This window comes from Zhihengliuella halotolerans (assembly GCF_004217565.1).
Classification (GTDB): Bacteria; Actinomycetota; Actinomycetes; order Actinomycetales; family Micrococcaceae; genus Zhihengliuella; species Zhihengliuella halotolerans.
This window is the reverse complement of record NZ_SHLA01000001.1, coordinates 513,195-526,985: the sequence shown is the minus strand read 5'-3', so window position 1 is coordinate 526,985 and position 13,791 is coordinate 513,195. Positions and strand designations below refer to the sequence as shown.

The window sequence follows — 13,791 nt, the reverse complement described above, 5'->3', positions numbered from 1 at the left end:
TCGTTTTCACCGCGTCCCTTTCGAGTGCATTGCGCCGAGCGCGCATCGGCCCGACACGACTAGCGTGCCGCAGGCGCATGAGAGGCGGAGGAGGAGAAGATGAGAGCCCCCTCATCTTCCGCGCTCAGGTCACCTGCCGCGCTCAGCCCGGCACGCGTGCGAGCAGCCGTTCGGCCGCCTCGAGCCGCCCCATGGCCGCCGGCACCCACTCATCTACCTGGCCGGGCACCCGCGCCCCGGCGATGAGCGAGACTCCGACGCCGGCCGCGCTCCCCCACAGCGCCCGCGGGTCGCACCCGCGCTCAAAGACCGACCCGAAGTGGTCGAGGGCCTCGTTGATGTGCACATAGCGGGGGTCGACGGCGGGCAGCACGGCCACGTGCCCGAGCAGGCACGCGAGGTCGTCGGCGCGGCGGCCGGGGCCGACGTTGTCGACGTCGAGCAGCCCGACCAGGCGGTTCTCGTCCATCAGGAGGTTCGCCTCGTAGAAGTCCCCGTGCGTGGGCACCAGCGGCCCGCGGTCGGCTGCATCGAGCGCGTCCCGTACCCCGCGTTCGAGCTCGTCGATCCGGTATGCGGCCTCCGGCAGCGCCGTCCGCGCCGCACTCGCGTAGCGGTCGACGCGATCGGCCCACGCGGGGCGGTGCGGCAGGTCCAGGACCGCCGCCGGCATCTTGTCCAGGAGCGCGACCAGCTCAGCCGGATCCAGGCTCGTGCCGCCGTCGTGCATGATCAGGCGCGAGAGCGAGGCGCCGGAGAGCTCGCGAAAGGCGGCGACGCCGTCCTCCTGATGCGCGAGCACGTCCGGCACGGGCAGCCCGGCGCCGGCGAGGAGGCGGCTGCGCTCGACGAGCTCGTCGGCGAGGTCGGGACGCATGACCTTGAGATAGATCGCGCGTTCGGTGAGCTCCGGCTCGGTCTGCGCGAAGGTGGCCCGCAGGACGGCGCGGCGCAGCGGGCGGTAGGCAACGGTTTCGAGGTGGGTCAGCCGGTCCCCGGCGCCGAAGGCGACCTCGGCCCGTTCGGGGACCGCCGCGGCGGCCAGGCCCGGCAGCTTCGGGTCGCGCGGGTGGCGCCACACCGAGACCACGAGCTCGTCGAATCCCTGCGGGGCCACCTCGTAGCCGGGCACGTGCAACTGGGTATAGGGCAGAGTTCCGTCGCTGTCGGGAGCCGGCGCGGGTAATTCCTCGGTCGTGAGGCCGATGTGGCCGCTGCCGTCGCGCAGCGCGTAGAGGGCGCTGATGCCGGCGCCGGGCCGGTGCTGCAGCTGGACCTGAGTCGGCTGCAGCGTGTCGTAATTGCTGGGGTCCAGGCCGATCCCGGAGGCGACCAGCCGGCTGGCGTGGGCGTTGATGAAGGCGAGCTGGCGCTCCTCAGGCCAGCGTTTCGCTGCTCGAGGGGAATCCACGCCGACGCGCCTCCGATTCCGTCCGCGTCCGAATCAGGCGCCGCGGCGGCGCTGGAGGACGTCGTCGAGATTGATGCGCGGGCCCGCAGGCGCGGTGCCGGCCGCGATCGTCTCCGCCGCGGCGTTGGACCTGGCCCGGGTGTCCGCCAGAATGCTCTTGACGTTCACCGGCTTCTTCTCCTCCGGGCGCGGCAGCGGCTGCGGCTCCGGGCGTCGCGCCTTGGCGGCCTCGACGTAGGTCGGCTTCGGAACCGCGACCGGGTCCCACGTGCGGCCGGCGTCGAGGGCCTGGGTGCTGGACACGGGACGCTGGGCGGCCTTGAGCGCGGCGACGCGGCGGGCCTCGGCGCGCAGTTCCTCAACCGTGAGCCGGCGCTCGGTCTCACCCGATCCGGGCTGCGCGTCGAAGACATCGGAGCTGCCGTGATCCGGAGCCTCGGCTGCGACGGTCCCGGCGACGGCGGCCATGGCGTCGCTGTACGTGCGGTTGATGCGGGCCAGCACCCGGCGGCGGCGGTCGCGCACGGCGAGCGAGCGCAACCCGACGAAGCTGCCGACGAAGACCGCGGCCGCGGCGAGCGTCCACAACCCGGAGACGACACCGAACGGGGCCAGGGCGCCGGTGACGACGAACGTGACCAGCGCGGTGAGGCCGATGAGGGCAAGGCCCAGCCGTCCGTAGCGCACGCGGAATCGCCCCTGGGCCGCCTGAGGCTGCCGGAGGCCGGTCTCGCGCGGTTCAGTCGTCATCATGGGAGTCCTCCCGGTGCTGGCCGTGCCGGCCGTGCGGGTCGGTATTGTACGTTTGCGAATCCACGTCACGGTGGTGCGCGGAAGTGCGGAAACGGGCGGGTACCTGCATCCACACACCTGACGTTACGTCGCGATGCCGGGCTGACCTTGGATTACTCGCGGTGTGTCCGCCATGAAACTCACATCCGTGTGGTTTATGTCGCGCTCAAACGGCCGCCGGAGGCGGCCGGCCCGCTACCCGAACGCCTCGAGCCGCGCCTGGAACCCGTCTCTGACTTCCTCGTTCGTCAGCGCGAAAGTCCGGTGGTCCGCCCATTGCCCGTCGATGTGCAGGAACGCCCGCCGCTCCCCCTCGTCGCGGAACCCCAGCTTCTCGACGACGCGCAGACTCGGCGTGTTCTCGGGGCGGATGTTGATCTCGATCCGGTGCAGGCCGAGTTCGCCGAAACAGAAGTCCCCGGCCATTGCCACCGCCCGCGGCACGATGCCCTGCCCGGCTCGCTCGCTGTCGATCCAGTACCCGATCGAGCAGTTCTTCGCCGAGCCCCACGTGATCGCCGAGACCGTCACCTGGCCGGCGATGACCGGCCGCGCAGCCCGCGGGTCGCGCACCGCGATGACCCAGGGCAGCGCCTGCGCGGCCCGGGCCTGCCGGTTCAGCCCTCGCACCATCTCGCGGAACGACGGCGCCCGGCCGTAGTCCGGCTGCGTGGCCTCCCAGCGGCGGAGCCACTCGGCGTTCCGGCGCCGCGCCGCGCTCCACTCTGCATGATCGCCGACCTTCAGCGGGCGCAGCAGGATGTCTCCGGATTCGAGCGTGGCCGGCCACCACGGGGCAAGACGTGACATGGTCAAAAGCATAGGCGCTCACCCCCGCTACGATGACCTCATGATCGCCGAACCAAGCCCCGTCGCGCCAGAGGTCAAGGACGAGGTCCGCCGCGTGTGGCGCCGCCGCCGCCGCGAGCTGCCCGTCGCGGAGCGCGCGCACCAGTCCGCGGCCGTCGCCGACGCGTTGCGCAATTGGCTCGCCGCCCGCCCGCAGCCGGTCACAGTGGCCGCCTACCTGGCGTACGGCGCCGAACCGACGCTGGACCCGCTGTTGGAATCCCTGCACGACGACGGCGCCACCGTCCTCGTGCCCGTCTGCCTGCCGGAACGGCAGCTGGGGTGGGTGCGCTGGAGCCCGGGCGCGCCCACGCAGCGTTCCACGGTCGCCCCGATCGACGAGCCCGTCGGGCACCGCGGCGGGGTGGAGACGGTCGCCACGGCCGACGTCGTCCTGGTTCCGGCGCAGGCCGTGGACCTGCTCGGGGCGCGCCTCGGGCAGGGCGGCGGGTACTACGACCGTTTCATCGCCCAACTCCGCTCGGGCGGGGCGGCGCCGGCGCTGCTCGCGGTCGTCTACGACCACGAGCTGGCCACGGCGGGCACCCTGCCGGCCGGGCCCCTCGACGAGCCGGTGGACGGCGTCGTCACGTCCCGCGGCATCGCGTGGTTCGCGCGGTGATAGAATTGGCACTCGAATCATCCGAGTGCCGGAAGGAAGCCCATGCCCACTTACGCTTACGCCTGCAAGGACTGCGGCAGCGAGTTCGACGTCTTCCAGTCGTTCAGTGAGGACTCCCTGACGACGTGCGAGGGCTGCGAGGGCACCCTGCGCAAGAAGTTCAACGTCGGCGGCGTCACGTTCAAGGGCTCGGGCTTCTACCGCACCGACTCGCGCTCCTCCGCCCCGGCCGCGTCCGCCGAGGCGACCAGCTAGGACTTTCCGTCCACAGCCGCTGAAACTTCAGGCGCCGTCCACACTGCGAAAGTGGGCGGCGCTTTTGCGTGCCCGGCACGCTGTGATGGAGACATGCGAGGAACGAGGAAGCCGGCCCGGGTGCCGGCGAGCAGCTATCGGCGCGGCTGGCGCGACGTCGTGGCCCGGTACCGGCGGCCCGTCGCAGCGGCCCTGGCGGCGCTGGCGGTCGCCTGCGGGCTCAGCGCCGTGGCACCGGACGCGGCGCCGCGCGTCGCGATCGCTGTGAGCACACGCGATCTGCCGTCCGGGCACGTGATCGAGCCCGGCGACGTCGAGGCCCGGGAGGTCCAGGCGGCGGCGCTGCCGCCGCAGTTCGCGGCGCAGCGCGACGACGGTGCGGACCTGATCGGCCAGCAGCTCGCGATCGCGGCGACGTCCGGCACACCCCTGCACGAGGGTCTGCTCGTCGGCGAGCACCTGCTGGCGGGCACCGAACCCGGGACGGTGGCCGTGCCGTTGCAGCCGGCCGACACGGAGACGCTGTCGCTGCTCTCCCCCGGGCTGCACGTCGACGTGGTCCTTAGTGAGGGCAACGGCTACGAACGGCCCGTCGAGTCGAACCGGATCGCGCGGGCTGTACCGGTGCTCTGGGTCCCCTCGGCGGCACGCGGAGGGCTCCTGGACGGGCCGGTGCCCGGCGGGCCGCAGGCCACGGTGGTCGTGGCGGCGTCCGCCGAGCAGGCCGAGGCGCTGGCCGGGGCTGCGAGCCGCGGGCGACTGCAGCTCATGCTCGTCGCGCCGTAGCAGTGAGGTCAGCCCCAGTGCGGCGGACGCTGCTCCTTGAGCCAATCGTCGCGGTCCTCGCCGGACTCGCCCCAGGAGCGCGGGTCGTCCTCCCCCGCCGTCTGCGGCAGCACCGGGTCGGTGAAGAGGGTCGGCTTCTGGGCGCGGCGGCCGGAGGGCTTCTGGGCGCCGGAGTCGGCAGTGGTCACGTCGTCCTCGTTGGATCCGGAGAGATTCAGGTACTCGCTGAGCGCGTCGGCGATGCGGCCGGGGTCGCTGAAGACGTCGATCGTCCAGAGCGGAACGTAGCGCCAGCCGAGCGACTCGAGCAGCTGCGGCCGCAGCCTCGAACGCTGGCGCACGGTCAGCCGGCTGTAGGCGTCCGTGCCGTCGGAGACGACGGCCAGCGGCATCATGCGTGCGGACTCCTCGTCACCCGCCGCCGGCGCCTGGATCGCCAGGTCGAGCTCGCCGCGGTAGCGCTGCCGGACAGTGGCGCCGCGCTCGAGAAGCCGATTGCGCAGGTCGGCCACGAGCGGGTCCTCGAGCGGGGCGCCGTCGTCGTCGGAACCCGCCTCGGGGGCCAGCGCGTGCTCGATGACGTCCATGAGGCGCGACGCACCGCCCTTGACCCGCTCCAGATCCAGGTCCTCGGGGCGGACGGCCGTGACGATCGTCAGGAATTCACGGGATCGAGTGAGTGCCGAGGCGACGAGCTGGTCGCCCTCGGGCCCGGAGAGGGCGCCGAAATCATGCACGGCCTTGCCGTGCGGGGTGCGACCGTAGCCGAGCGCGAGAATGACCGCGTCGCGCACGATCGACTTGGAACGCTCGATCGTCGAGACCTGGAACCGCTCGTCCTCGCGGGCGAAGAACTCGCGGGCCCACGGGTAGTTCGGCAGCTGGACCTGGATGGCCTCGGCGATGCGGGCCGCGTGGCGCTGGTTGGACGCGACGACGGCGAGCGACATCTGCGGGCGCCGGCGGATGTGCGAGAAGACGAGGTCGGCGACGAGCCGGACTTCGCCCACGGTGGACTCGACGGCCTCGGCGCCGGCGTCCGGCAGGCCGGTGCCGTCGTGCACGTACTCGACGCACAGGGCCGGCTTGTTCGGGCCGAGGGCACGCGCCACGGGAAGGCGGCTCAGCTCGGAGTCGTAGTAGGCCGCCCCGAGGATCTCGGTCAGGTTCTCGTCGACGCCGCGGTAGACGGTCGTCAACCGGCGCTTCGGCAGCACCTCGGACAGCGCGGTGAAGGTCCCCACCGGCTGCTTGGGGGCGCGCAGGGACGCCGTCGGATCGACGGAGACGCTGAAGCTCTTCGGGCCGCCGAGCGCATCGTCGCCGAAGGCCACGATCTGGGGCGCGCGGCTGATCGCGCCCAGGGCGCTGCGCAGCGAGAGCGCGTCCGCGTCGAGCAGCATCACGGCGTCGAACTTCGTCTCGGCCGGTACCACCGAGGGGATCATCAGCGGCGAGCCGACCCAGACGGGGACCAGCGAGTTGACTAGAGGCGCACCGAATCCGGCCAGCGCCTCGACGCTCGGCTGCCCGTCCTTGAGCAGCGCCTTGAGCTCGCGGCTGCCGGCGCGGTGGTCGCCGAGCGCGGCCTTCCACCGCTGCGCCAGCTCCCACTTCAGGCGCGACGCCCCGGAGGCGATGTGCGCGTTGTCGGCGAGACGGTATTCGGCTTCCAGCTGGCGCAGCTGGTTCCCGTCGGACATCGCGAGGTAGTCGTCGCCGCTGATCATGGCCTCGAGCACGGACTGCCACCAGGCGAGCTCGAGCTCGTGCCCGACCTGGTCGGCCGGGACCTCGCGCCCGCGCAGGTCGTCCATCAACTCGGCCAGCCCCGACTCGGTCAGCTGCTCGATGAGCAGCGTCCGCTCCGGCAGCGTCGTGAGCTCCTCGCGGTCCGCGACGAGCCGCTTGACGTGGGCCACCACGTCGGCGACGTCGCGATCGGCGAGGGACTTCTCGCGCCGGCCGGTGCCCATGACGCGGTCGAGGTCCTGCAGCCGCTTGCGGGTCGCCGTGTACTGCCGGTGGATCTCATGCAGCCCGTTGGGCACGGTGGGGTGCCGTTGGCTCGTGGCGTAGCTCTTCCAAGCCTCCCGCTGCTGCTGCACCTCCTGCAGCGACGTGTGCAGGTCCGCGATGTGCACGCCCGGACGGATGTACTCCTTCGCGACGCGGCGCAGGCGGCTGCGGGTCACGGAGCCGAGCTCGATCCCGCGCTCCTTGCGCCACGCCGAGGAAGCGGTCGCGGCGATGAGGTCGTCGACCGAGCGGTCGAAGATGTCGGATTCGAACTTGTCGAGGCTTTCACGCACGGCGACGACGAGCTCGAGCTGCTCACCCCACGTGGCGACCGTCGCTCCGAGCTTGACCTGCGAGTACTCGGCGAGCTTCTGCATCTTCTCGCGCAGCGGCGCGAGCTCCTCGTCGAGCCGCTCGGCGAGCTCGAAAGCCTCGTCGGCCTCCCGGGTGTTGCGCAGCCGGGCGCCGTACCAGGGGCTGTCGACGGCCTTCTGGGTGAACGCGCCGATCTCTGCGGCCCGACGCAGCTTGGCGCTGGTCTCGTGGCGGGTGACGATCGAGTCCAGCACCGAGCGCTTGAGGCGGACCGCGGTCGACGGCGCCGGCAGCAGCGAGGTCAGCCGGGCGAGCTCCTGCATCGCCTGGTAGGGCGAGCAGCCCCACCGCTCGCGCACGTTGTGCAGGGAGCGCACGTGATCCAGCAGCGCGTGGCGGTGGCGCTTGAGGGTCTCGTGCAGCTTCTCGAGCTTCGGCTCGGTGGCCCGCTCGTTGCGCAGGATCGCCCGGGTCAGCTGGCGGCGCAGGGTCTCGGCGTCGATCTCCGGGACGATGCGCAGGGCGAGGCCGCCGAGGCCCAGCTGCTCGAGGCGGTCGGCGAACTCGGCGGCAGTCTCCCGGCGCTCGGCGACGACGAGGATCCGCTTGCCCTGCCCGGCCAGGAGCGCGGCGGCGTTGACGGCGGTCTGCGTCTGGCCCGTGCCCGGGGGCGCGGACACGGCGACGGACTCGCCGGCCTCGAGGAGGTCCAGGACCTCCTGCTGGCTCGCATCGGCGTCGAGCACGAGCAGCTCGTCGGCGGGGTCGCGGTCGTCGCTGCTGAGCACCTCGATATCGGGCTCGACGACGGCCGGGGCGGGGCCGTCGACGTTCCCGCGCGCGGCGAGCAGGCGGGCGAGGACCGGGTGCTCTGGGTCGATGTGGTCCGGGTCCGCCGGATCCGCGACGTCGGCGAACGTGGAGACGAGCAGGCGGTGTTCGACGACGGTGCTCGGCATGCCGGCGAGCTGGCGGCGCAGCTCGTCCATCGCCTGCCGGGGGTCGAAGCGGGCGGTCATGTAGGCGGCGCCGTAGAGTGCGTCGAGGTCGATGTCGACGTCGTGGTGCTCGGCGAAGTAGCGCACGAGGGCTGGGTTGACCTGGGCCCGCCCGGAGATCTGGACGTCGTAGTCGTCGCGGTCGCGGGCGGCGAGGCTGATCCGCACGAGCATCACCGGGGCGCTGAACTGCTCCGAACGGCTGTCGACAACGGAGCGCCACGAGACGACGCCCGCGGCGAGGTAGCCGACGTCGATGCCGCGCTCGTCGGCGAGCTCCTGGATCTTGCCACGCAGGGCGCGTGCGGTGCGCAGGCCCGGCAGAAAGGCCTCCTGGTCGCGCAGGAGCATGGAGAGCCGCGTGCGGCGGCCGGCCATGAACTGGGCCAGGCCGGAGGGGTGCGCGTGCGTGACGTCGATGCTGTTGGAGGGTGAACCGGCGAAGCGCAGCAGCGTGTCCGTGCCTGCTCCCGGTCCGAGCTCGTCCAGCCAGTCGGCGATCGCCGACCCGCTTTCTTCAGTCCCCACCAACGGATACCGCCTTCCATCGCTTGCCTCGCCGCCGTCGAAGGAGACCGACGGCCCTTCTAAACTACGTCAGAAACCCTCCGGTTCGGGCGACCGAAACACGCCTGAGCGCGGGCTGCTTCGCCGCAGAGACGGGAAAACCCCGCCTCCCGGCCGGGCGCGTGCGCCGGGGCCGGGAGGCGGGGTCCTCGCGGGGGTCTACTCCCACTCGATGGTTCCCGGCGGCTTGCTCGTGACGTCGAGCGTGACGCGGTTGACGCCGTCGACCTCGTTGGTGATCCGGTTCGAGATCCGTGCGAGCAGATCGTAGGGCAGGCGCGACCAGTCGGCCGTCATGGCGTCCTCGCTGGAGACGGGGCGCAGCACGATCGGGTGACCGTAGGTGCGCCCGTCGCCCTGGACGCCGACGGAGCGAACGTCGGCCAGCAGGACGACCGGCATCTGCCAGACCTCCTGGTCCAGCCCCGCGGCAGTCAGCTCGGCGCGAGCGATCGCGTCGGCCTTGCGCAGCAGGGTCAGGCGCTCCTCGTTGACCTCGCCGATGATGCGGATGCCCAGGCCCGGGCCGGGGAACGGCTGGCGCTGGACGATCTCGTCCGGCAGGCCCAGCTGCGCGCCGACGGAGCGAACCTCGTCTTTGAAGAGGGTGCGCAGCGGCTCGACGAGCTCGAACTGCAGGTCCTCCGGCAGGCCGCCGACGTTGTGGTGGCTCTTGATGTTGGCCGCGCCTTCGCCGCCGCCGGACTCGACGACGTCCGGGTACAGGGTGCCCTGGACGAGGAATCGAACGGGCTCGCCCTCCTCCGCGGACTCCTTGACGATCTCGACCTCGGCCGCCTCAAAAGCGCGGATGAACTCGCGGCCGATGATCTTGCGCTTCTCCTCCGGGTCCGTGACGCCGGCGAGGGCGGAAAGGAAGCGCTCCTGCTCGTCGGCGACGTAGAGCTTGGCCCCGGTCGCGGCGACGAAGTCCGTCTCCACCTGTTCGGCCTCACCCTCGCGCAGCAGGCCGTGGTTCACGAAGACGCAGGTCAGCTGGTCGCCGATGGCGCGCTGGACGAGGGCCGCGGCCACGGCGGAGTCGACGCCGCCGGAGAGCCCGCAGATGGCACGCCCGGTACCGACCTGCTCGCGGATGCGCTCGACCTGCTCCTCGACAATGTTGCCGGTGGTCCAGTCGGGGGTCAGCCGGGCGCCCTTGAAGAGGAAGTTCTCGAGCACGGTCTGGCCGTGGGCGGAGTGCTTGACCTCGGGGTGCCACTGCACGCCGAAGAGCCTGCGCTCCTCGTCGGCGATGGCCGCCACGGGTGCACCCTCGGAGGTGGCGAGCACGTCGAAGCCGGCCGGCGCGCCGAGCACGGAGTCGCCGTGGCTCATCCACACGCTCTGGTCCTCGGGAGTGCCGGCGAGGATCGAACGCGCGTCACCGGTGGTCTTCACGCCGGTGGAGCCGTACTCGCGCAGGCCGGTCCGGGCGACGTCGCCGCCCAGGGCGTTGGACATGGCCTGGAAGCCGTAGCAGATGCCGAGCACCGGCACGCCGGCCTCGAACAGGTCCGCCTCGACCCGCGGGGCACCTTCGGCGTAGACGCTCGACGGGCCGCCGGACAGGATGATCGCCGCCGGCTTCTTGGCGAGGATCGCCTCGGTCGTCATGGTGTGCGGAACGATCTCCGAATACACATTGGCCTCGCGTACGCGGCGCGCGATGAGCTGCGCGTACTGGGCACCGTAGTCGACGACCAGAACCGTCTGATGGTCTGGAGCAGCAGGAACGTTAGTCACGGCATCCACTTTAGTCGACGCGCCCGCACTTCCGGTCCGCTGTTGCGCGCCTAGTACCGCTGGACGGCTGCCGGGTTGGATTCGATCTCCTGTTGCACCTCCGCGTGGATCTTGGCCTCCACGTAGAACGACAGGAATGGCACGACGCCGCCGAGGGCGATGAACAGCAGCCGCGTGAACTTCCAGCGCATCAGCATCCAGAGGCGGAAATCACACAAGAGGTAGAGGACGTACATCCAGCCGTGCGCGATCTGGATCGCCAGTGTGATGTTGAAGCCGCCCGTGTAGCCGTCCACGGGCACGAAGCCGAGCGCGTTGCTCGAACCGTCGAAGAGCGTCCCGCCGGCGACGAGTTCGACGCCGAAGCCGTACTTGGCGGTCATCTCGACCACGAGCAGCAGCAGGAACACGCCGGTGATGTACGCGGCGACCTTGAACCAGCCGGCGGCATTGCGGATCTGGGCGTGCGTTCCACCGAGCCGGCGGCCCGTCAGGCTGGTCACCGACTCGCTCGTGCCGTGCTCGGGGGTCTGTCCTGACGGGGGCGTCGGGGTTTCGGACACGGTCTCGCCTTCCGGTCGGTGGTTCGGGGTGCGGTTCAGTGCGGCGGCGCGGGCGTCGCGGCGGTAGTCGTCGACGACGAGCCGGGTCCAGAGGAAGAACGCGAAGCCCGCGAAGAGCGCCCACTCGAGCCCGTAGAAGATGTTCAGCCAGTTGGTCTGCGACTCGGGTGGTTGCGGACCGACCCACACCGGTTCCAGGTCCGTCGCCGAGGCGTCGGCGCCCGCGGCCGTCTCCGTCTCGAACGCGACGACGAACCCGCTGTACGAGTCGACGTCCCACAGGTTGATCAGCTCGGCGACCGAGAGTGCGTCGACGACGCCGTCGCGGTGGTCCCCCGCCTGCGGGGACTCGGTCGGCAGCAGCCTCCCGGTGACCGTCACGGTGGACGACGGCGGCGCGGCCGCTGCGCTGGTGTCTGGCTGCCAGCCGCGCACGACGGGGATGACGACGTCGCCGCCTGCTGCGGCCGCAGACCCGTCGGGCGCTTCCTCCCCTTCCGGGAGGGGATCGTCGAGGACGAGCCCGGCGACGACCCAGTAGCCCTCGTCCGGAGTGCCGTCGGCGTCGTTCTGCAATCGCCCGGAGACCAGAAGCTGGGAGTCCGGCAGGAAGCTGCCGGTGGCCGCGACGATCTGGTCGGCATCGCCGGCCATCATGGGGCGATACGGGCCGAAGTGGCTCGTCAGTTCGACCGGATTCTCCGTCACCGAGGCCGGCGGCGGCGGCGCCGTCTTGGCGCGGCCGAACTGCCATTGGCTCAGCAGGACGAACCCTCCGGAGAGCAGTAAGGCCAGGAGCAGGGCCAGCAGCCATTTGGGCTTCAGGGCGGTTTTCAACACCGTCCCAGCCTACTTCGATGCCTTGTAGAAGAGCTAACGGGCTACCCTGCGGCGGCCACCGGAACGGGTGCCTCGGGCCGGACGACCCAGCGCCCGATCGCCGCCGAGGCCCCTCCGAGGAGGCCGTAGGCGAACGCTTCACCTCCCGTGTATTCCCTCAGGAAAAGCACGACGGCGACGAGGGAGAACATGGCGAAGATCACGCCAGGCCGGCCGCGGAATCCGGCCTCCTCGCCGTGCAGGCCGGGAGTGAGTCAGTCCTCGCGGACCGGGACGATGTCCTCCACGTTCATGCGGGCGTTGTCCGCCGAGACGTCGTCCGGCTGCTCCTGGCTCTCGCGCTCGGCCTCGACACGGGCGAGGTAGTGCTTGACCTCGCGCTCGATCTGCGCGGGCGACCAGCCGAGCAGCGGGGCCATGAGCTCGGCGACGACCGGGGCCGCAGAGACTCCGCGGTCCCAGGCCTCGATGGAGATGCGGGTGCGGCGCGTCAGGACATCGTGGATGTGCCGGGCGCCCTCGTGCGTCGTCGCGTACACGACCTCCGCGCCGAGGTAGTCGTCGGCGCCGGGCAGCGGCTCGCCGAGGGTCTCGTCCGCGCGGATCAGCTCGAGCACGTCGCGCGTCAGCGACCCGTAGCGGGAGAGGAGGTGCTCGACACGGGCGACGTGCACTCCGGACCAGCGGGCCAGCCGGTTCCGACTGTTCCAGGCGGCTTTGTACCCCTCCGCGCCGAGCAGCGGGATCGTGTCGGTGCAGGACTCGGGTGCCGAAGCGTCGAGGCTGCGCACGGCCTCGTCGACCGCGTCCTTCGCCATGACCCGGTAGGTCGTGTACTTGCCGCCGGCGACGACGACGAGCCCGGGGACGGGGTGCGCGACCACGTGCTCGCGCGAGAGCTTCGCGGTGGAGTCGTTCTCCCCCGCCAGCAGCGGGCGCAGCCCTGCGTAGACGCCCTCGACGTCCTCGCGGGTCAGCGGGCGCTTGAGGATCTTGTTCACGTGGTTCAGGACGTAGTCGATGTCCTTGCTCGAGGCGGCCGGGTGGGCCTTGTCGAGCTTCCAATCGGTGTCGGTGGTGCCGATGATCCAGTGCCGGCCCCACGGGATGACGAACAGCACCGACTTCTCCGTGCGCAGGATGAGCCCCACGGTCGACTGGAAGCGGTCGCGCGGGACGACGAGGTGGATGCCCTTGGACGCGCGCACCTTGAGCTGCCCCCGGTCGGTGACGAGGTCCTGGGTCTCGTCGGTCCAGACGCCGGTCGCGTTGATGACCTGCTTCGCGCGGGCCTCGAACAGCTCGCCGGTCTCCTGGTCCTCGAGCCGCGCCCCGACGACGCGCTCGCCCTCGCGCAGGAAGTCGACGACCTTGACCCGATTCGCGGCCTGCGCCCCGTACTTGGCGGCCGTGCGGACGACGTCGACGACGAGGCGGGCGTCGTCGACCTGCGCGTCGTAGTAGCGGATCGACCCGACGAACGCGTCGTCCTTGAGGCTCGGGGCGGCGCGCAGGGTCCCGCGCCGCGAGAAGTGGCGGTGCAACGGCACGCCGCGGCTGCGGCCCGAGGCCATCGCGAGCCCGTCGTAGAGGGCGATGCCGGCGCCGACGAACGGGCGCTCGAAGAAGCGCTTGGTCAGCGGGAACAGGAACGGCACGGGTTTGACCAGGTGCGGGGCGATGCGGTCGAGCAGCAACCCGCGCTCCTGCAGCGCCTCGTGCACGAGGCCGAAGTCGAGCATCTCCAGGTAGCGCAGGCCGCCGTGGATGAGCTTCGAGGAGCGCGAGGACGTGCCGGAGGCCCAGTCCCGGGCCTCGACGATGCCGACGCGCAGGCCGCGGGTCACGGCGTCGAGCGCGCTGCCGGCGCCGACGATGCCGCCGCCGACGATCAGCACGTCGAGCTCGGCCCCGGGCTCACTCGTGGCCTTGAGCGCCTCGATCGACTCGGACCGGCTCTCCGGCCCCAGTTGTCCGTGTCCGGAGTGTCCTGCCGTTGAGTTCTCTGCCCGAGTCGATGTCATGGTC

The 13,791-nt window shown here is 71.4% G+C and carries 11 protein-coding genes; 3 read left to right on the top strand and 8 right to left on the bottom strand.

Features of this window, described 5'->3' with window-relative positions; translation table 11 throughout:
* Window positions 1–142 precede the first annotated feature (142 nt).
* From EV380_RS02265 to EV380_RS02255, 3 genes are all read right to left on the bottom strand, one after another.
* Entirely contained in the window at window positions 143–1,411 is a 1,269-nt protein-coding gene (locus EV380_RS02265) for an aminoglycoside phosphotransferase family protein (protein ID WP_130449041.1), read from the bottom strand.
* 33 nt (window positions 1,412–1,444) lie between these two features.
* On the bottom strand, window positions 1,445–2,164 hold the full coding sequence (locus EV380_RS02260) for a hypothetical protein (protein ID WP_130449039.1): 720 nt from the start codon (window positions 2,162–2,164) through the stop codon (window positions 1,445–1,447).
* A 234-nt stretch (window positions 2,165–2,398) separates the two neighbouring features.
* Window positions 2,399–3,013: a GNAT family N-acetyltransferase gene (locus EV380_RS02255; protein ID WP_130449037.1), complete on the bottom strand. Its 615-nt coding sequence runs from the start codon at window positions 3,011–3,013 to the stop codon at window positions 2,399–2,401.
* 40 nt (window positions 3,014–3,053) lie between these two features.
* On the opposite strand from EV380_RS02255, the gene EV380_RS02250 reads away from it, so the two are divergent.
* From EV380_RS02250 to EV380_RS02240, 3 genes are all read left to right on the top strand, one after another.
* A complete protein-coding gene (locus EV380_RS02250) occupies window positions 3,054–3,674 on the top strand; it encodes a 5-formyltetrahydrofolate cyclo-ligase (RefSeq protein ID WP_165391874.1) in 621 nt (206 codons plus the stop codon).
* Between the two features lie 42 nt (window positions 3,675–3,716).
* A complete protein-coding gene (locus tag EV380_RS02245; RefSeq protein WP_102161063.1) occupies window positions 3,717–3,929 on the top strand; it encodes an FmdB family zinc ribbon protein in 213 nt (70 codons plus the stop codon).
* 93 nt (window positions 3,930–4,022) lie between these two features.
* On the top strand, window positions 4,023–4,715 hold the full coding sequence (locus EV380_RS02240) for an RcpC/CpaB family pilus assembly protein (protein WP_130449033.1): 693 nt from the start codon (window positions 4,023–4,025) through the stop codon (window positions 4,713–4,715).
* Between the two features lie 8 nt (window positions 4,716–4,723).
* Here EV380_RS02240 and EV380_RS02235 read toward each other — a convergent pair whose 3' ends face one another.
* The 5 genes from EV380_RS02235 to EV380_RS02220 form a co-directional block, all read right to left on the bottom strand.
* On the bottom strand, window positions 4,724–8,575 hold the full coding sequence (locus EV380_RS02235; RefSeq protein WP_242607472.1) for a DUF4011 domain-containing protein: 3,852 nt from the start codon (window positions 8,573–8,575) through the stop codon (window positions 4,724–4,726).
* Between the two features lie 198 nt (window positions 8,576–8,773).
* Window positions 8,774–10,360 (bottom strand): glutamine-hydrolyzing GMP synthase, encoded by a 1,587-nt coding sequence (gene guaA / locus EV380_RS02230; protein WP_102161006.1) that lies wholly within the window; start codon window positions 10,358–10,360, stop codon window positions 8,774–8,776.
* A 50-nt stretch (window positions 10,361–10,410) separates the two neighbouring features.
* Window positions 10,411–11,763 carry an SURF1 family cytochrome oxidase biogenesis protein gene (locus EV380_RS02225; protein ID WP_242607471.1) on the bottom strand — a complete coding sequence of 451 codons (1,353 nt, stop codon included), beginning with the start codon at window positions 11,761–11,763 and terminating at the stop codon, window positions 10,411–10,413.
* Between the two features lie 41 nt (window positions 11,764–11,804).
* Entirely contained in the window at window positions 11,805–11,954 is a 150-nt protein-coding gene (locus tag EV380_RS16535; protein WP_165391873.1) for a hypothetical protein, read from the bottom strand.
* 63 nt (window positions 11,955–12,017) lie between these two features.
* Window positions 12,018–13,787 (bottom strand): glycerol-3-phosphate dehydrogenase/oxidase, encoded by a 1,770-nt coding sequence (locus tag EV380_RS02220; protein WP_102160991.1) that lies wholly within the window; start codon window positions 13,785–13,787, stop codon window positions 12,018–12,020.
* Window positions 13,788–13,791: the final 4 nt, after the last annotated feature.